This window comes from uncultured Campylobacter sp. (assembly GCF_938031315.1).
Lineage (GTDB): Bacteria > Campylobacterota > Campylobacteria > Campylobacterales > Campylobacteraceae > Campylobacter_B.
The window spans coordinates 17470-36508 of sequence record NZ_CALHHT010000503.1 but is presented as its reverse complement, the minus strand read 5'-3'; the positions used below and the strand labels follow the sequence as shown (position 1 = coordinate 36508).

General features: G+C 49.7%; 15 protein-coding genes. 11 read left to right on the top strand and 4 right to left on the bottom strand.

Annotation, left to right across the window (positions count from 1 at the left end):
* The first annotated feature begins 514 nt into the window (after nt 1-514).
* The 8 genes from Q0236_RS12525 (at nt 515) to Q0236_RS12490 (ending at nt 9886) form a co-directional block, all read left to right on the top strand.
* Nucleotides 515-1147 (top strand): uroporphyrinogen-III synthase, encoded by a 633-nt coding sequence (locus tag Q0236_RS12525; RefSeq protein WP_297918653.1) that lies wholly within the window; start codon nt 515-517, stop codon nt 1145-1147.
* A gap of 242 nt (nt 1148-1389) precedes the next feature.
* Nucleotides 1390-2646 (top strand): phosphoribosylamine--glycine ligase, encoded by a 1257-nt coding sequence (purD, locus tag Q0236_RS12520; RefSeq protein ID WP_297918650.1) that lies wholly within the window; start codon nt 1390-1392, stop codon nt 2644-2646.
* Entirely contained in the window at nt 2643-3080 is a 438-nt protein-coding gene (locus tag Q0236_RS12515) for an RDD family protein (protein WP_297882073.1), read from the top strand. The genes purD and Q0236_RS12515 overlap by 4 nt, the downstream gene beginning before the upstream one ends.
* Entirely contained in the window at nt 3067-5325 is a 2259-nt protein-coding gene (locus tag Q0236_RS12510) for an LPS-assembly protein LptD (RefSeq protein WP_297918645.1), read from the top strand. The genes Q0236_RS12515 and Q0236_RS12510 overlap by 14 nt, the downstream gene beginning before the upstream one ends.
* Nucleotides 5325-6038, top strand: a complete 714-nt coding sequence (locus tag Q0236_RS12505) for a phosphoribosyltransferase family protein (RefSeq protein ID WP_297918642.1) — start codon at nt 5325-5327, stop codon at nt 6036-6038. The genes Q0236_RS12510 and Q0236_RS12505 overlap by 1 nt, the downstream gene beginning before the upstream one ends.
* Nucleotides 6028-8142: a polyribonucleotide nucleotidyltransferase gene (locus Q0236_RS12500; protein WP_297918639.1), complete on the top strand. Its 2115-nt coding sequence runs from the start codon at nt 6028-6030 to the stop codon at nt 8140-8142. Before Q0236_RS12505 ends, Q0236_RS12500 begins: the two co-directional genes overlap by 11 nt.
* Before the next feature lie 21 nt (nt 8143-8163).
* The gene (locus tag Q0236_RS12495; RefSeq protein ID WP_297918636.1) at nt 8164-9018 is read left to right on the top strand and encodes a universal stress protein; all 855 of its coding nucleotides are present in this window, start codon (nt 8164-8166) and stop codon (nt 9016-9018) included.
* A gap of 400 nt (nt 9019-9418) precedes the next feature.
* Nucleotides 9419-9886, top strand: coding sequence for a hypothetical protein (locus tag Q0236_RS12490; RefSeq protein ID WP_297918633.1), 468 nt, complete (start codon nt 9419-9421; stop codon nt 9884-9886).
* A 118-nt stretch (nt 9887-10004) separates the two neighbouring features.
* Here Q0236_RS12490 and Q0236_RS12485 read toward each other — a convergent pair whose 3' ends face one another.
* The 4 genes from Q0236_RS12485 to dcd are packed head-to-tail and all read right to left on the bottom strand — an operon-like array spanning nt 10005 to nt 15132.
* Complete coding sequence (locus Q0236_RS12485) at nt 10005-11168, bottom strand: cation:proton antiporter (protein WP_297918630.1); 1164 nt, start codon at nt 11166-11168, stop codon at nt 10005-10007.
* Nucleotides 11141-12337, bottom strand: coding sequence for a metallophosphoesterase family protein (locus Q0236_RS12480; protein WP_297918627.1), 1197 nt, complete (start codon nt 12335-12337; stop codon nt 11141-11143). The genes Q0236_RS12485 and Q0236_RS12480 overlap by 28 nt, the downstream gene beginning before the upstream one ends.
* Nucleotides 12334-14565, bottom strand: a complete 2232-nt coding sequence (gene topA, locus Q0236_RS12475) for a type I DNA topoisomerase (RefSeq protein WP_297918624.1) — start codon at nt 14563-14565, stop codon at nt 12334-12336. Before topA ends, Q0236_RS12480 begins: the two co-directional genes overlap by 4 nt.
* 3 nt (nt 14566-14568) lie before the next feature.
* Entirely contained in the window at nt 14569-15132 is a 564-nt protein-coding gene (gene dcd, locus Q0236_RS12470) for a dCTP deaminase (protein WP_005871523.1), read from the bottom strand.
* Nucleotides 15133-15306: 174 nt separating this feature from the next.
* Between dcd and Q0236_RS12465 the strand changes: the two genes are divergently transcribed.
* The 3 genes from Q0236_RS12465 to Q0236_RS12455 all read left to right on the top strand — a co-directional run bounded on the left by Q0236_RS12465 (nt 15307) and on the right by Q0236_RS12455 (nt 18473).
* Nucleotides 15307-16305: a type II asparaginase gene (locus Q0236_RS12465; RefSeq protein ID WP_297918656.1), complete on the top strand. Its 999-nt coding sequence runs from the start codon at nt 15307-15309 to the stop codon at nt 16303-16305.
* A gap of 375 nt (nt 16306-16680) precedes the next feature.
* On the top strand, nt 16681-17139 hold the full coding sequence (accB, locus tag Q0236_RS12460; protein ID WP_297918621.1) for an acetyl-CoA carboxylase biotin carboxyl carrier protein: 459 nt from the start codon (nt 16681-16683) through the stop codon (nt 17137-17139).
* Nucleotides 17136-18473 (top strand): acetyl-CoA carboxylase biotin carboxylase subunit, encoded by a 1338-nt coding sequence (locus Q0236_RS12455; RefSeq protein ID WP_297918618.1) that lies wholly within the window; start codon nt 17136-17138, stop codon nt 18471-18473. The genes accB and Q0236_RS12455 overlap by 4 nt, the downstream gene beginning before the upstream one ends.
* The last annotated feature ends 566 nt before the right edge of the window (nt 18474-19039 follow it).

Here is a 19039-nt window from a genome sequence, read left to right as displayed (position 1 = left end):
GGCGCAGATTGAAATTTTAAACGAGTGGCTGAAAGGATAAATTTAAGGGGCTAAGAGCGGCGAAATTTTAAAATTTAGCGCTCGTAGCTTTGAAATTTCGTAGCCGCAACTTTAAATTTTAAAATTCGGCGAGCTCGACGATCTGTGCGGACACATACACGGGCTGGGCGGGATTGGCAAGCGGTGGCGTGTTAGCTGTGCGCGGAACGGGCTTTGTGACGAGATTTTGAAATTTCAGTCGCAGACTGCGAAATAAAATTTAAAAGGCAGAGCTCGCGTAAAGCGATGAATTTAAATTTGACGCTTCGCCTGCGAGTAAAATTTTAAAAAGCGTGCCGCCGCTAGGTTGCTTAAGCGCGACTGAAAAGCGGAGAGGGCTTTGCGCGCGGGTTTTAACCGGTGCCGAGGGCGGTACGGAGCGGAATTAAATTTTAAACTCAAAGATTAATGACGACAGATCGGATTTTTTCGAGAGCGGAATTTAATCGAAGCAAATTTAAACATGGAGGGCGTTTTGATATATTTGGTGTCTAATACGAGATTTGATCATCCGCGGGTGAGGCAGCTTGCGGTCTGCGAGATAAAATTTCTCAAATTTAGCCTGCCTGCGCAGATCGGCGCGCTAATTTTTACCTCCAAAAATGCGGTAGCGGCGATAAAATTTAATGAAATTTCGGTCGATTTAGATACGCCCGTTTACGCTATCGGCGAGCCGTGTGCGGCGGCTGCGCGCGAGTTTGGATTTCGCGATATCTACACGGCGCGGCACGGGCACGGAAATGAGTTTGCCGCGGAGATCGCGCCGCTTCTAAGGGGCAGAGACGCGCTGTATCTGCGTGCGCGCGAGACGGTATCGAAGCTGGAGCAAATTCTATCTAGCGCCGGCGTGCGGCTGCAAAGCGTGATCGCCTACGAAAATTGCGTCCTTAGCCTGCCTGCTACCGCAAAGCCGCCGCAAGGCAGCACGCTGATTTTTACCTCGCCTAAAAACGTGCGCGGCTTTACCGCAAATTTCGGCTGGGACGGGGGCTACAAGGCGATCTGTATCGGTAGGACGACGGCGAGCGTTTTGAGCGAGTTTTGCGAGCCGATAATCTGCGAAAGAATGTCGATAAAATCCTGCGTCGATCTGGCGCTTTTGCCATAGTTTAAGCAAATTTAGACTATAATTTTGCCCAAGCCTGGGTGAAGCGAGAGCGTTTTATATGAGGGTTCAACATATTTGTATAAGCGACGACGTGAGAGGTCCGTGTGACGCGGCTCGGCTCGAGCTTTTTTAAAGTTACGGGTTGCGACCTAGAGATTTTTCCTAGTTGCAAGATTGGCTTTGTTTGAGCCGATTCTTTTTACGCAACGCTCACTTGGGTTTTTTACGTTACGGAGGCTTCATTGAATATCCTAATAATCGGCGGCGGCGGTAGAGAATACGCGATCGGGCTAAGACTTCGCGAGGATAAAAACGTTTTAAATCTGTATTTTGCTCCAGGAAACGGCGCTACAAAGGCGCTCGGTAAAAATTTAGATTTAAAAGATTTTGATGAACTTGCGCTCTTTGCCAAAAACAACGACGTAGCTCTTACTATCGTGGGTGCCGAAGAGCCGCTTACAAAAGGGATCGTGGATATTTTTAAAGCGCAAGGTCTCGCGATATTCGGTCCTAGCGCCGCTGCGGCGAAGCTTGAGGGCTCCAAAGCCTATATGAAGGACTTTCTGGCGCGAAATCATATTAAAACCGCAAAATTCCTAAGCAGCGACGATCTATCCGAAATTTCAAAATTTATCGATACCCTAGACGGCCGCGTCGTGGTCAAAGCGGACGGCCTGTGCGCTGGCAAAGGCGTTATCATCGCAAATTCTAAAGATGAAGCTAAAAAAGCCGCTGCAGATATGCTAAGCGGCGAAAGCTTCGGCGAAGCGGGCAAGCGCGTCGTCGTGGAGGAGTTTTTAGAGGGCTTCGAGCTGAGCTTTTTTGCGATCTGCGACGGGGAGAATTTCGTAAGCTTGCCCGTAGCGCAGGATCACAAAAAGCTACTTGACGGCGATCTGGGCCCGAACACCGGCGGCATGGGAGCTTATGCGCCAAGCCCGCTAGCGGATGCCGCGCTGATAAAAAGAGTGCAGAGCGAGATCGTAGCACCCACGCTAAAAGGGATGCGGCAGCAGGGCGCGCCCTTTTGCGGCGTGCTGTTCGTGGGGCTTATGATCGTGGGCGGCGAGCCTTATGTGCTGGAGTACAACGTCCGTTTCGGAGATCCGGAGTGCGAGGTTTTGATGCCGCTAATTGACGGAAATTTGAGCGAAATTTTATACAACGCCGCCGTAGGCAAGCTAAACAGCATAAGCTTAAAAAAGCGATTTGCGGTAGGCGTCGTGATGGCTAGCGAGCGCTATCCTTACGGCTCTTCGCAGCCTGCTTTGATCGAGGTCGGCGAAATTCCCGCGGATGCGCATATCTGCTATGCAGGCGTGAGCGAGCGGGACGGGCAAATTTACGCTAGCGGCGGGCGCGTTTTGGTAAGCGTGGGCGTCGCACAGAGCTTAAAGCAGGCGCGCGATACGGCTTACGCGCTGTGCGAAAATATAAAATTTAGCGGCGCGCAGTATAGGCGCGATATCGCGCACCAAGCCTTAAGAGATAAAATTTGATCGTCGCTCCGCTTAGCAAGCGCGTAATTGCGTTTAGTATCGACGAAGCGGTGAGCGTAACGCTTTTTGTGGTCGTGCTATTTGCTATCGACGAGCCAGAGCTTGTCGCAGCGGCGCAGAGCGGAAGCAATCTTGAGGTACAAAAGATCGCGTCAAAATTCATTTTGCATTACGCGATAATAAAATTTTTATATCAGGCGATTTTTGTCTATCTATACGGCGCGACGCTAGGCAAGCTTGCGGTTAAAATTTATTGCGTCCGCGCTGACGGCAGCTCTATGGATATCGCTACTGCAGCGATCCGCGCGGCGGTTAGGTTGATAAGCGAGATGATCTTTTATATGGGATTTTTGGTGGCGCTTTTTACGAACTCGCGTCAGAGCCTGCATGATATGGCGGCGAAAACATTGGTGGTAGAGATTGAAAAAGAGTAAAAAATTTAAAATTCTAGCGCTTAGTTTTAGCGCTCTTTTAGCAAGCAGTGTGAGCGCAAAGGTCCAAGACGTCGAGCTTATAGCAGATAATGTCGAGAAAAACGGCTTTTTGACGGAGGCTAGTGGCAACGTAACGGTGTATTCGCAGGACTACTTCATCACCGCCGATCGCGCTACATACGACGAGCAAAACGGCATCATCGAGCTTTTTGGTAATGTCAATGCGATGCGCGGCAGCAGCGAAACCACCCGCGCCGAATACGTCAAAATCGATCTGAAAAACGATAAGCAGGAAGCCGACGTAAATTTTATGATGGATAAGGACTCCGAGCTTTGGATGCAAAACGACGCTAGCTGCAGCGACAGCGAGTATTACCGCGTGGAGGGCTCCAGCGTATCTAGTTGCAACGTCACCGATCCTGATTGGCGCATCAAATTTAGCAGCGGCATGCTTAATAAAGAGAGCAAATTCCTCCATCTTTTCAATCCGAGATTTTACGTGGGCGACGTGCCGGTGCTCTATCTGCCGTATTTCGGCTTCCCGACCGACCGCACGCGCCGCACGGGTCTGCTACCTCCCGAGGCGGGCTACATCAGCAAGGAAGGGATTTATTACAAGCAGCCGATCTATTTCGCGCCTTACGATAGCTGGGATTTTCAGCTCGATCCGCAGGTGCGCAGCAGAAGGGGCTTTGGCGCCTACGGCACCTTTCGCTTCACGGAGTCTCCGTACTCTTACGGTGAGATCAGAGGCGGAATCTTCGATAACTTTTCGCGGGCGCAAAAGCGGCTCGAATACAAAAACGAGCGCCACCACGGCTTTGAAGTGCAATACGATCGCAGCAAGCTTGCGACCTATTTGCTAGACGGCGATCTGCGCGAAAATTTATGGATCGATTTTACTCAGCTAAACGATCTGGAATACTATGATCTGAAGGAAAAGGGCGGTCTTAGCGACGATGCGGATAATTCGCTCGTAACTTCACGGCTGAATTATTATTTGACCTCAGACGAGCACTATTTTGGCGCTTACGGACGATACTACATCGATACGAGTAAGCTAAACGCCGATAATACTTTCCGTAATGAAGATACCGTCCAAGAGCTTCCGACGCTGCAATATCATAAATTTAGCAATGATTTGGGGCTGCCAAATTTGATCTATTCGCTTGATGCGAAGGCGCGTAATTATACCAGATGGGAGGGCGCGACTGCTCGCCAATACGAGTTTGACGTGCCGATTAGTATAAGCACGCCACTACTGGCGGATTATTTAAATTTCGCCTTTACCGAGCGAGTGTATATGACTAATATCGATTGGCACGATAAATTCTACTACGCAAACGGCGATCTTGGCGAGGATAAAAGCACTTTCTATGCTAATCAATACACCGAGCTTTCACTCTACACCGACGTAGCCAGGGCTTACGATAGCTTGTATCATACGATGAGCTGGAGAGCGGATTTTAGAATTCCAAGCTGGCAGCAAGGCGACATCGAGGATAGAATTTTAAAGTATCATCAGTATAAATACGACCTTGCTCGCGGCGCAGTAGATCGCTCGCGGCTAGGTAACTTGCAAGACTCGCTTTATTGGGAGGATAATTTCTTAAGCGAGCTTAGTGACGAATACACCCACGAAAATGCAGCTTTAAGTATGACGCAGTTTTTTTATAATGAAGACGGACGTAAATTCTTACGCCATAGCGTCAAGCAGCGATATGACTTCGACGATCATGAGTTCGACGATTTAGAACACCGCATCGATGCGTATTTTGCAAATGGGCTAAATATCGGAAACCGCTTTACCTACTCGCATAAATATAAAAGCTTCGATAAGGTCTATACCTACGCCAACTACTCCAACGACGACTTTAGCTTTGGACTCAGCCACGCTTACGAATATGAAAAGCTAAGCATGGAGCCTAAACGCTATACGAAAGATAACTACGGCATCGTAAACGCTTCGGTAAATTTGCCTAGGAATAATAAAATTTTCGGTCGTTGGGATTACGACTTGGAGCGATCTTATTCTAAAATGTGGCGCGTGGGGCTTTCTCATACGCGCAAGTGTTGGAATTACTCTTTTGTGTATCAAGAGGATATCGAGCCTAAAAATACCAGTACGACGGGCTATAGCAAAGCAAGCAAGGAGCGCGGAATTTACTTTCTCGTAAATTTCTATCCGTTCGGCGGAGTAGGGTATGATTTTTCGGTAGATAGCGAATACGGAAGCGAAAAATAATGACGCCTAGAGCTGAGCTGATGTTTGAAAACCAAATCGACGCCGCGATGAAACTCGCAGAAATTTTACCCGCTACCGTGATCAAAAACGATAATTTTCTAATAATCGCCCAGTCTCTGGAGTCGCTTCCTATCGCAAACCATCTTGCCTTAAAGCTGGGACTTCATTATGAGTTTTTATTCACAGAACCCGTTTTGGCGCCCAATAATCCGGAATGCGCGATCGCGTGCGTAAGCGAAACCCAAGAGATCGTGATGGTAGATGAGCTCGTGCGAAGCTTCGGCATCAGCCTGGATTACGTTTACGGGCAGGCGAATAGACTTTATGAGGAGAAAATTTTAAAAAACATGTATAAATTTCGCAAGGGCGAGCTTTTGGGAAATTTAGAGAAAAAAAACGTCATCTTGGTAGATGAAGGGTGTGAGAGCGGGCTGACCGCGCTTACTTGCATAAAGACGCTCGTAAGCTTAAACGCCAAAGCGATCTTTTATGCCACGCCCGTTATCGGCAGCGATAATGCAGACGAGATCGCCATGCTAGTAGATGGAATTTATGCTGTTCATAAGATCAGAGATTTTGTGAACGTGGATTTTTATTACAAAGAAAAAACGCTCTCAAGCGCGGAGGAGATAATGCAAATTTTAAACAAATGCCCGCTTTATCTGCCGTTTCACGAGACCAACAAAAACAAGGAGAAAATTAATGCAGTGTAAAATTGAAGTAAATGGCAATACCGAAATTTTCGATATCAATAAGGTCGCAAAGCAAGCCGCGGGTGCGGCGCTTTTGCGCGTAAAAAATACCGTCGTGCTAGCTACCGTAGCGCGTGAAGAGACGCAGGTGCAGGAGGACTTTTTGCCCCTTACCGTGCAATATATCGAAAAGATGTACGCAGCGGGCAGAATCCCCGGAGGCTACATCAAGCGCGAGACCAAGCCGGGCGATTTTGAGACGCTCACGAGCCGCATCATAGACCGCTCGCTGCGCCCGCTCTTTCCGAAAGGATACGCATATCCGACGCAGATCGTAGTTTACGTGCTATCGGCAGATCCGGAGGTTGATTTGCAAGTCGTCGCTCTTAATGCGGCGTCTGCGGCGCTATATCTTAGCGATATTCCAATTAAAGCGCCCGTTTGCGGCGTTCGCATCGGCTATCAAAACGGAAATTTCATCTTAAATCCGAGCAACTCCGCGCTTAAAGCTAGCGCGCTCGATCTTTACGTAGCCGGCGTCGGCGATGAGCTTTTGATGATCGAGATGCGCTCCCTGCCGCAGATTAATGGCGGCGTGCAGCAGATGAATGAATTTAGCGAAGATCTGATGGTGGATGCGATCGATTTTGCCGCAAAGGCGATAAGCGCGGGCTCAAACGCTTACGAAGAGGCTTTTTTGCCGCTTAAAAAGCCCGATGCGAGCCTGGAGTACAAGCCCGAGATTGAGGATGAGGATATCGCGGATTTTATTGACGCGAACTACAAAGACGCCGTTAAAGCGGCGATCAATCAGATGGCAAAGAGCGAGCGCGCTACCGAGCTAAACAAAATCGTGGATCAAATTTTAACTACCGAGGTCGCGGCGCAAAACGAATGGAGCCAAGAGGTGATCTCCAGCGTCATCGGCAAGTATAAGCGCGGCATCATCCGCACGCAGATCATCGAGGATCGCCGCAGAGCCGACGGACGCGCGCTTGATGAGGTGCGCCCGATCAGTATCGAGACAAATATTCTGCCGTGCGCGCATGGAAGCTGCCTATTTACGCGCGGGCAGACGCAAGCTTTGGTCGTCACCACGCTGGGCGGCGATAGCGATGCGCAGCTAAGCGACAGCCTAACGCAGCTCGAGCCGATCAGCGATAGATTTATGTTTAATTACAACTTCCCGGGCTTTTGCGTCGGCGAAGCAAGCCCGCTCAAAAGCCCGGGCAGACGCGAGCTGGGACATGGAAATTTAGCCAAAAGAGCGCTGTATCCGAGCATCGATCTAAACTCGCCGCAGTCCATCCGCGTGGTGAGCGAAATTTTAGAGAGCAACGGCTCAAGCTCGATGGCTTCGGTCTGCGGCGGCGCACTTTCATTGCGCGCAGCGGGCGTGCCTACGCTAAAGCTCGTCGCGGGCGTGGCGATGGGCTTGATTTTTGAGGGCGAAAAACACGCCGTGCTAACCGACATAATGGGGCTTGAGGATCACGACGGCGATATGGATTTTAAGGTCGCGGGCACCTATGAGGGCATCACCGCGCTTCAGATGGATATCAAGCTCGGCGGCATCAGCCTGGAGGTTTTAAAAGAGGCTCTCGCGCAGGCAAAGCAGGCTCGTGCGCATATTTTGGGCCTTATGGAGCAGGCGGATGCGGCGATCGTTATAAACGAGGACGTGCTTCCGAAGCTTGAAATTTTTAGCGTCGAGGCGAGCAAAATCCCAGACATCATCGGTCAGGGCGGCAAGGTCATCAAAGAGATCACCGAAAGCTTCGGCGTAAATATCGATCTGGATCGCGAAAAGGGCGAGGTCAAGATCCAAGGCGCAAAATCTGGCGGCGTATCGGGCGCGAAAGAGAAAATTTTATCGATAGTTTCAAATTCTCGCGATTTTCGCAAGCCGCGCGGTGAACGCAAAGAGGTAAAATTTCAGATCGGCGAGGAGTTTGACGGCGTGGTGCAAAGCGTGCTGGATTTCGGTACCTTCATATCGCTACGAGACGGCGTGGATGGGCTGCTGCGCGCTAAATTTATCACGACGCCTTACAAGGCGGGCGACGTGGTGCGAGTGCGCGTGACCGATCAGAAAGGCACTAAAATTTCACTGGAATTAGCTTAAAATTTTAATAGGAGCGTAAAGATGCAGCTTAAAAAGATTTTTTTCCCTATCGGCGGCGGCGAGGAGCTAGCCGAGCGCATACACGGAGCGCTGCTCGTGAATAAATTTTTCGGTACGCATATAAACATAATGGCGTGCCAGCTCGATCCTAAGATGATCTATAATGTCCGTATGACGCTAAAAGGCGGCGTACTGATGGAGGAATTTTTAAAATCTGCGGGCGATGAGATGAGGGCTGAGCGCGAGGAGATCAAGGCGATCTTCGACGCCGAATGCGCCAAGCTCGATTTGGATCAAAACGACGACGATCACGTCCCAAATAGCGCCGCTTTGAGGCATATGGTGGGCATCCGCTCCGAGCTGGTCGAGAAATACTCCAAATATTGCGATTTGGTGCTGGTCTCCGTGCCGCCTACTGGCTCTATCACGGGCACGTTCGAGGCGGCGGTCACCAAAAGCGGCAAGCCTTGCATCGTCATACCGCGCAAGCTGCAGGAGTTTAAGGCGGATAAAATTTTAGTCTCGCTTACCGGCACTGCGGCCTCGGCGCGAGCTCTTGATAATTGGCTGGAGCTTTTGCAGCGCGCCAAGTCCGTCACCGTCATCACCGCAAACCACTACCTCCAAGAGGGCATCCCCGAAACGAAGCGCCGAATAAGCGATTATTTGGCGCTGCACGACGTTAATATCGATGCTTTCGAGACGCTAAACGCGGACGGCAAGATCCCGGGGCAGGTGCTGCTAGAGTATGCCGATGCGGGCGATTTCGATCTAATCGTCGCGGGCTTGCACTCAGACAGCGGCATCAAGGAGATATTCCTAGGCGGCGCGTCGAAATACTTCCTGCAAAAGACCAAAATTCCGGTCTTAATGTAGCTTGAGGCTTAGACGCCGTGTCGCGGCATATTGCCCGCATAGCGTCTAGGCTTAAGTCGGCTTTTAAGCGCCGCAAGCTAAAGCTTAAATTTTAATCGGCTCGCTTTGGTTTTGCTAACCCGCCCGCAGATCGTGCAGTTATGCTATCTTGCATATGGGTTGCGATTAATTTTTATCGCTAGCTTTGCTAACGAGTCGCTTTTGCTTTGCTACGGCTAGCGGAAGCAAATATATCCGCGGCGAGCAGAGTTAGCGGTCGCGGCAATCTCGCCGGTCTATCTTTAAGCGCGGCGAGTTTGAAATTTCCATGCTTGTCGTTTCAGCTGCGTCGTGGATTTCGCCTAAATTTGCACTTGAAATTTCTGTTTGCACGCTAAATTTTAAATTCCAAGGAGCGTAGATGGCATTTGAAAATGTAATCATCACTAAAGAGGATGATAAAAAGTATGGATTGAGTGAAATATTTTATAAATATAATCCGCCGTATAAAGAATTTATTAACAAACGAAAATGGGCTATTGACAAAAGTAGAAATTGTTGGATGTGGTGTCTTCATAACTTTCCTAGTAATGAGTTTGATCATGCTCTTAGTACAGAGACTATTTGGATTCTATATTATAATAATGAATTACTAGAGTTGATTATGGATTATGAAATTATTAAAAACAGAACTTTAAAACCAGAAAAATTTCATAGAATCTGGAAACTCCTAGATTTAAAACCAAATCATACGCAAAGTCTTAATAAGCAAGATATTTTGTATTTACTAAAAGAAATTTTAGAGGTATATAGAGATCGTGATTTGTTCGGAGAGGAGCCAAACTACACCATGGAACTACAAGATCTAACCGATTGCGCCGCAAAATAGGGCTTTAAATTTAACTCTATTTCAACCCCGCACCAAATCAAATTTCATAGAATTCTAAAATTTCGCAGAATTTTGAAATTCTAAAATTACAAAGTCCTGTAATTTCAAAATTCCCGCCCTAAAATTTCTTGTAAATCAAATTTATCAAAATCATCGACGCGAGCGCCTCTATGAGCGAGGCGATGATCATCGCGAAGTATATCTCTTGCGAGATCGCGGCGGTGGAGTAAAAAAGCGTCGCCGTGGCGATCACTAGCGTCAGAGGCATAGAAAGCGATAGTGCGAAAAGCGCCGCGCCTTTGCGCCCCAAGGTGTTTAAAAACGTAGCGCTCGCAAGCAGTCTGATACCAAACATTAGCGCCGCTAGGCTCGCGGCAAAACTCATCACTCCGGGCATAAGAAGCGCCTCAAGCTTGATCACGGCTCCGGTGTGTATGAAAAATATCGGCACCAAAAAGCCGAAGCCGAACGACGATAGCTTCTCGATGAGGTCGTCCTTGTGCGAGAAAAAGGTCGGCAGAAAGGTGCCTGCGATGAAGGCGCCGATTACGACCTCAAGCCCCAAAAGCATCACTCCGGCGCAGATGAGGCAAAACAGCGCCATCGCAAATCGCACGTCCTTTTCGTTTTTGTCGTATTTGGGCATGATGACCGTTTTTAGCGCGGGGAACCACCAAAATAGAATTTCAAGCCCTTTAAAAACCGCTAGCGCGGCCGCCGAAAAGCCCAAAAGCGCGCCGATGTGAAGCGCCATCTCGACGCCGAAGCCGTTTTTAAGGTAGATGCCGCCCACCGTGAGGACGGCGATGCTGATGAGCTCGCCGATCACGCCCGCGGGCATCGCGAGATTGAGCCACGCTTGATCCTTGCCGTATTCCTTATACAGCGCCGAAAGCAGCCCGACGCTCATCAGAGGCGCTGCGATGATAAGCATCTGCGGCAGTTCAAACATCCAAACCGCAAGCGCGCTTAGGATATAAAGCAGCGCCAAAAAGATTAGGATCAGCCGCAAAATTTTGCGCGGCATCGCAAGCAGCGCGCGGAAATCCACCTCGCAGCCCGCCAAAAACATAAGGTAGCAAAAGCCGATCTGCGCGGCTAGATCGAAGGTCGCGCTTGGCGGCAAAAGCCCTAAATTTGCGGCTATGATGCCAAGCATGATCTCCATAGGCGAGAGCGGAATTCTAGCTAAGCTAGCCAAAAAGGGCGAAGCAAATATCAAAAACGATAGCGCGATTAGGACGTAAATTTCATTCATAGTTTTATCTCGCGTTCTTGCCATTTCAGAATTTTTTCAGGTGCGGCACAGACGTGAAATACGCGGAATTTCCCGCCTTGTGCCACGACGTAGGCAAACTCGAAAAGCCGCTTTTTGCGTCCGCAAATCTCGCCCGGATTTAGCACGAGAGTGCCGTTTTTATCTACCGCCGCGGCGAAAAAATGGGTGTGGCCGTAAATTTTGATAGTTGGAATTTTATCCGCGTCTCGCCTGCACGGACCCCGATTTTTACTTTCTCCGCTTGTATTGGTACCCGAACTTGCGATCAAATTTGAGTTCAAGTTTGGTGCGACTAAATTTGCGCTCAAGTTCGGCGTGGATAAATTTACATTTAAACTCGGCGCCGTTAAATTTGCTGCGCGATCCGCACTCAAGCTCGCTTTTGAGTTCATACCCGAGCCCACATTGGCGGCCAAATTCGCGCTTGCATTTGAGTTTAAATTTGCGTTCGTGCCCGAAGCGAGATCCGCGCCTAAGTCTAAATTTACGTTTGAGTTCGCGCCCACATTCAAGCTCAAGCTCGCATTTAGACTTGCGAACTGCACGCTTTTTAAATTTGTGCTTGCGCTACCTATGTTTTTAAAATTCGCATCTGTACTGTGCGCACTATCTAAAATTTTATCAACGTCCGCGCCATTAGAATTTGCGTCTAAATTTGCCGAGCAACTCGCTGTTTTAGAATTTGAGATTAAAATTTCCCCGCGATCCGCGCTGCGGTTTGAGCCTAAATTCAGGTCGCTGCTCGCTTCGCCGCTAATTAAATTTTTGGCTAGGTCTGCGCCGAAATCACTGCGAAAATTTACCGCGCGATCCGCACCCGCACCTAAATCCGCGTCTAAATTTAACCCGTCTGCTTCGTTTTGCGCTGTGGGCTCCTCGTCAAAGAGATAAAACGGATGGTGCATTATTTTTAGTCGTAGTTCCGCAAACTCCGTGCAAAAGGGCTCGTCGTGCAGGTTGAAGTCATTTTTTAGCTCCGCAAGCGCTTCGTCGTTGTTCCCTAAAACCGCAAAGTAGGGCTTGCCGCTTTGTCGCAAAAGCCGCAGCGTCTCGCTCTCGACGATGTCGCCTGCATGCACGAGCAGATCCGCTCCGCGCGCAAGCAGCCACTCTATGGCGCTGGCAGCGACCTTTGTTTCGCGATGAGAGTCCGAGATGACGCCTATTATCAATCGATCTCTTCTTTAAGTTTGCACTGCGGGCACTCGGCGAAGTTGCCTTTTTTCAGCTCTTTGCGGAGCATGTATGAGTTGCCGCACTGCGGGCATGCGCGCGCAATCGGCGCGTAGTTGCTCACAAAGCCGCACTTTGGGTAGTTCGTGCAGCCGTAGAATTTGCCGCGTCTGGAGAAGCGCTCGACGATCTCGCCCGTGCCGCAGCTCGGGCACTTAACGCCGGTGGAGATGAGCGGCTTTTTCTCCTTTGCCGCGCCCTCGATTTTGCGCGAGTATTTGCACTTCGGATAGCCCTCGCAAGCGATAAACTCGCCGTATCTGCCCTTGCGTTTGATCAAATTTTTACCGCACTGCGGGCATTTCTCATCTAGCACTTCGGGCGCCGCCTTCTCCTCGCTTGCCCCCTCGGCGCTGGCGTCCGCGTTGCGCGAGTATTTGCATTTCGGATAGTTCGAGCAAGCGATAAACTCGCCGAATCTGCCCTGGCGCTTAAGTAGCTCGCCGCCGCAGTTCGGGCAGGTTTCACCGATCTTTTCGGCTAGCTTTTGGCTTGCGATCGAGGTTTTTCCTTTGGCGATCTCGTCCATAAAAGGGTAGTAAAAATCCGCCAAAATTTGCTGCCAGTCCGCTTTGTTTTCGGCGATGTCGTCGAGCTTCTCTTCCATTTTGGAGGTAAACTCGCTATCGACGATATTTTTAAAATTTTGCTCCAGCATCTCGGTGATCTTAAAGGCGATCTCGCTCGGCACCAGATGCTTTTGCTCGATATTTACGTAGTTGCGCGCAGTAAGCAGCGAGATGGTAGGCGCATAGGTCGAGGGCCTGCCGATGCCGAGGCTTTCGAGCTTTTTGATGAGGCTAGCTTCCGAATAGCGCGCCGGCGGCTCGGTGAAGTGTTGCTGCGAGCTTAAGCTTTGCAGGCTCATCGCGTCGCCCGTATCAAAGTTCGGTAAAATTTTATCCTTATCCAGATCGCCGTAAGCTTTGTAAAATCCGTCAAATTCCACCTTGCGTCCGCTGATCTTAAACGCGCCCGCTTCGCCGCGCACGATGATCGTTTGGATCTGCGAGACGCTAGGGCTCATCTGCGAGGCTATGAAGCGGTTGTAGATGAGCGCGTAAAGGCGGTATTCGTCGCGAGGCAGGATTTTTTGCGCGAGCTCGGGGGTAAGCTTTAGATCGGTAGGCCTTATCGCTTCGTGCGCTTCCTGCGCGCCTTTACTTTTGGTGGCGTATAAATTCGGACTTTTCGGCAGATACTTTTCGCCGAAGCACTGCTCGATCAACTCGCGAGCCGCCGCGATCGCTTCTTTAGCGATATTTAGCGAGTCGGTTCGCATATAGGTGATCGCGCCGCCGTTTTTGGTATTGACGCCTTCGTAAAGGCTCTGCGCGAGGCTCATCGTCTTGCGCGGATTAAAGCCCAGAGCCGTGCTCGCTGCTTGCTGTAGCGTCGAGGTCATAAACGGCGGGTAGGGGTTCGTTTTGCGCGATTTGCTCTCGATACTATCTACGCTAAATCTGTCTTTTTGCAGCGTCAGGACGATCTCGCTAGCCTGCGCCGCGTTTTTGACCGAGAGCTTTTCCATCTTTTTGCCGCGAAATTCCACGAGCTCGGCTTCTAAATCCTTCTTAAAAACCGCGTCGATGCTGTGAAATTCTACCGGCTTAAAATTTAAAATTTCGCGCTCGCGATCGACGACGATTTTAAGCGCGGCGCTTTGGACGCGACCCGCGCTTAAGCCGCGCTGGATCTTTAAATTTAAAAGCGGACTTAGCTTGTAGCCCACGATGCGATCGAGCAGGCGGCGCGCTTGTTGGGCGTTTACGCTTGCGATATTCAGCTTGCGCGGCGAGCTTAGCGCGTTTGAGATCGCGCTTTTGGTGATCTCGTGAAATACGATGCGCGGCAGCTCCTGCGCCTGCTTGCCGATCGAAGCGGCGATATGATAGGCGATCGCCTCGCCCTCGCGGTCCTCGTCCGTCGCGAGGTAAATTTGATCCGCCTTTTTAGCGAGCGTCTTTATCTGCTTTACGATCTGATCGTGATCGGCGCTGATTTCGTATTCGGGCTCGAAGCTTTTATCTTTGATTTTGATGCCGAAGCGTTTTTTAGGAAGGTCGCGGATATGGCCTTTAGACGCGATTACGTCGTAATCGGCGCCTAAGAAATTTTTGATAGTTTTGGCTTTTGCGGGGGATTCTACGATGATTAAATTTTTCATTGCTTAATCCTTTAGAATTCTAGGCAGCGTGATGCCCTTTTGGCTTTGGTATTTGCCCTTTTTATCGCAGTAGCTCACCTCGCACGGCTCGTCTCCTTGCAGAAACAAAACCTGCGCGATGCCTTCGTTCGCGTAAATTTTTGCAGGCAGCGGCGTGGTGTTGGAAATTTCAATCGTGATATGCCCTTCAAAGCCCGGCTCAAACGGCGTTACGTTTACGATGATGCCGCAGCGCGCGTAGGTGCTTTTGCCCAGGCAGATCGCAAGCACGTCGCGCGGCATTTTGAAGTATTCGATAGTGCGCGCTAGCGCGAAGGAATTCGGCGGCACGATGCAGACGTCGCCCTCAAAATCCACGACGTTTTTTGCGTCGAAATTTTTAGGATCGACGACCGTTCCGCCGACGTTTGTAAAAATTTTAAATTCGCGCGCTACGCGTATGTCGTATCCGTAGCTCGAAAGTCCGTAGCTAACGACGCCTCGGCCGATATTTTCCTCGCAAAAGGGCGCTATCATATCGTGCTGCTGCGACATCTGCCTGATCCATTTATCGCTTTTCAGTCCCATAAAATTTCCTTAAAATAATCAAAATTTTTCGCGCATTATAGCAGCAAAATAAAATATAATAAAAATTTTATGCTAGAATTTTGCTTAAATTATAAAAATTTTATCACTTTTTAAGGAGCAACTATGGGACTACTCAAGAAATTTGCGTTTATTACGTTTTTTATCGCGTCATCTTTGGCTGCTGCGAAGCCAAATATTTATATTTTAGCTACCGGCGGTACGATCGCGGGAAGCAGCGCAAGTGCCACGGAGGGCAACTATACCGCAGGCTCTAAGGGTGTAGAAGATATCTTATCGGCAGTACCGCAGCTGGGGGATTTAGCTACGATTAAAAGCGAGCAAATTTCAAATATCGGCTCGCAGGAGATGAACGATGAAATTTGGCTCAAGCTCGCAAACCGTGTGAGCGAGCTGCTTACTAAAAACGACGTCGACGGCGTCGTCATAATGTACGGAACCGATACGATGGAGGAGACAGCATATTTTTTAAGCCTGGTAGTAAAATCTAAAAAACCGATCGTTTTGGTGGGCGCGATGCGAAACGCTGATTCTATGAGTGCGGACGGCCCTTTAAATATCTTTAACGCCGTAAGCGTTGCGGCAGATAAAAACGCTCGCGAAAAGGGCGCTCTTGTAGTGATGAACGACGAGATCCACGCCGCGCGAGAGGTTACGAAAACAAATACTACTAACGTTGCGGCTTTTGCCTCGCCGAATTCCGGCAAGATCGGCACCGTGAATTATGGCGTCGTAAATTTCTATATGGCACCGCTTCGCAAACACACCGTCGCAAGCGAGTTTAATATCAAGGATTTCAAATCCTTGCCGCGCGTCGATATTATTTACGCGCATCCGCAGGACGTGAGCGATTTCGTAGAGACTGCCGTACAAAAGGGCGCTAAGGGCATCGTAGTCGCCGGCATGGGAAACGGAAATTTATACCCCGATACGGAGGCTGCGCTTGCAAAAGCTAGCGAAGCGGGCGTGATAGTCGTGCGCTCAAGCCGCACGGGCAGCGGCTCAACTAGCGTAGGCTCAGAGGTGGACGACGCTAAGCTCGGCTTTTTAACCGCCGATAATCTAAATCCGCAAAAGGCGCGCGTGCTGCTGATGCTGGCTCTTAGCAAAACGAGCGATAAAGCGAAAATTCAGAGCTTTTTTGCGACACATTAACACATAGGGCTTCGCGTGGATAGAATTTCGGCACGAGGCTTTAAAATAATGTTTCGGCATAAAATTTTAAAGAAAAGCAAGGCACGGAATTTTCGCGCTCGGGGCTTGGGCGTAGAATTTCGGTCGTAAAATTAAGTGCTAAATTTAAAGGATTTAAAATCATCCTGCGCTCTTACGGCAAAATTTCGTGTTTCGCTTGCGAAGTTCGAGCTTAAAATGAACGAGGCAAATCTCGCTCCGTAAATCCTTAAAATCAGTCCGCAAATTCTGTCGTAAATTTTGCTTTGCACTTCTTAAAAGTCCCGCAAAAATCCGTTTAAAGAAACAATTATAAAAATTTAGCTAAAATTTCGCAAATTTTTTCAGGAGAAATTTATGACAAAAGCAGAAATCAAAGAGTTAATGGACTTTTTCGGCGAAAAGCAAGGCATTAACGAGCTAAAAATTAAAGATAAAGATTTTGAGATCGAGATAAAAAAATATGGCCCATGCGGTGGGAGCACGCCTCAGCTCGCCGCACCGGCACCTGCCCCGCAGCTTGCTGCGCCTGCGGTAAATGTGCTCGTGGGCGATAAGCCCGCCTCAAAAGGCTCGATGGATACGATCGACAGCCCGATGGTAGGTACTTTTTATAAAGCGCCAAGTCCTGGTGCGGCAGAGTTCGTAAGCGTGGGCCAGGTCGTGCATAAAGGCGATACGATCGGTATAATCGAAGCGATGAAGATTATGAACGAGATCGAAGCGGAATTCGACTGCCGCATCAAAAAAGCTCTCGTCGAAGACGGACAACCCGTCGAATACGCTATGGCGCTGTTTGAGGTCGAGAAGCTATGAGGGAGCTTAAGAAAATTCTAATCGCAAATCGCGGCGAGATAGCGCTTAGAGCGCTTCGCACGATCCAAGAGATGGGCAAGCAAGCCATCGTCGTGCACTCCACCGCCGATCAGGACGCGCTTTACGTGAAATACGCCGACGCGTCGGTCTGCATCGGCGGACCGCGCAGCAGCGATAGCTACCTAAATATCCCCGCAATCATCACGGCGTGCGAGCTAACGGAAGCCGACGCGATATTTCCGGGATACGGCTTTTTGAGCGAAAGTCAAAATTTCGTCGAAATTTGCGCCAAACATGGCATTAAATTTATCGGCCCGAGCGTTGAGGCGATGACCTTGATGAGCGATAAGAGCAAGGCCAAGCAAGTAATGATGCGCGCGGGCATCCCCGTAGTGCCGGGCAGCGACGGCGCGATCGCAAGCGTCGAAGAGGCACGCAAGCTAGCCGCCGAAATCGGCTATCCGGTCATCATTAAAGCCGCAGCCGGTGGCGGTGGGCGCGGAATGCGCGTGGTCGAGCGCGAAGAGGATATCGAAAAGCTCTTTTGGTCGGCAGAGAGCGAAGCGATGAGCGCGTTCGGCGACGGCACGATGTATATGGAAAAATATATCACAAACCCGCGCCACATCGAGGTTCAGGTCTTGGGCGACGAGCACGGTCGCGTCGTGCATATCGGCGAGCGCGACTGCTCGATGCAGCGCCGCCACCAAAAGCTAATCGAAGAGAGCCCAGCCGTAATCTTGGATGAGCAGACGCGAAAAAGCCTGCATGAAACGGCGGTTCGCGCCGCTAAGGCGATCGGATACGCAAGCGCGGGAACGTTTGAGTTTTTGTACGACAGCAAGGATAAGAAATTCTATTTCATCGAGATGAATACCCGCTTACAGGTCGAACACACCGTAAGCGAGATGCGAAGCGGGCTCGATCTGATCGAGTGGATGATCCGCATCGCACAGGGCGAGAAGCTGCTGCCTCAAAGCGAGATAAAATTTAGCGGACACGCGCTTGAGTGCCGCATCACCGCCGAGGACTCCAAAAGCTTTATGCCAAACCCCGGCAAAATCACAAAATACGTCGCTCCGGGCGGCAGAAACGTGCGCATGGATAGCCACGTCTATGAGGGCTACTCGGTGCCGCCTTACTACGACAGCATGATCGGCAAGCTCATCGTCCACGACAGGGACCGCGAGCGCGCGATTGCGAAGATGAAGGTTGCGTTAGGCGAACTCATCATCGGCGGCATAAAATCGACCCGCGATTTTCACCTGATGATGATGAACAACCCCGATTTCTTGAGCAACAACTACGATACGAACTACCTAGCCAAGCATTAAATTTAAAATTCCAAGGGATAAAATTCTCTTGGAATTTTGAAGCTTTATTTAAAATTCTGCATTTGAAATTCCGCTTTAAATTTTACATTTAAAAATCTACTTGAAATTTTGCTTTAAAATTCCGTCGTGCCACGCTTTAATTTTGCTATCAAATTTGCCGTCAAATCTAGGTGAAGATGCGCGAGATACATCGTCGCGCGTGTTTTACGGCGAGATAAATGCTGGGCTCGGTTTAAATTTACGTTTTGCGGCGGTTGAAATTTAGAATATATGTCTTGCCACTGCAAATATTCGCTTTGATCCGCACCGATCTAGTTAAAATTTTAAGTCGCGTACGCGCTTTAATTATCTATTTCGCGACCGGCTATTACCGCGCGCATGAGCGCGCGCGAGTAAGCGGCTAAAATTTACCGCGCGCCGCCTGCGCCCATTCGGTGTAAACTTGACCGCGCTTGCCGTTTCGAGCGTGAGTAGTATCGAGCTGTAAACTTTAAACTATCTCGCCGCACGCGCTTGAGAATAGTGCCCTGCTTCGCGGGCAAAGCGCACTAGGTCTTTAAACTGTC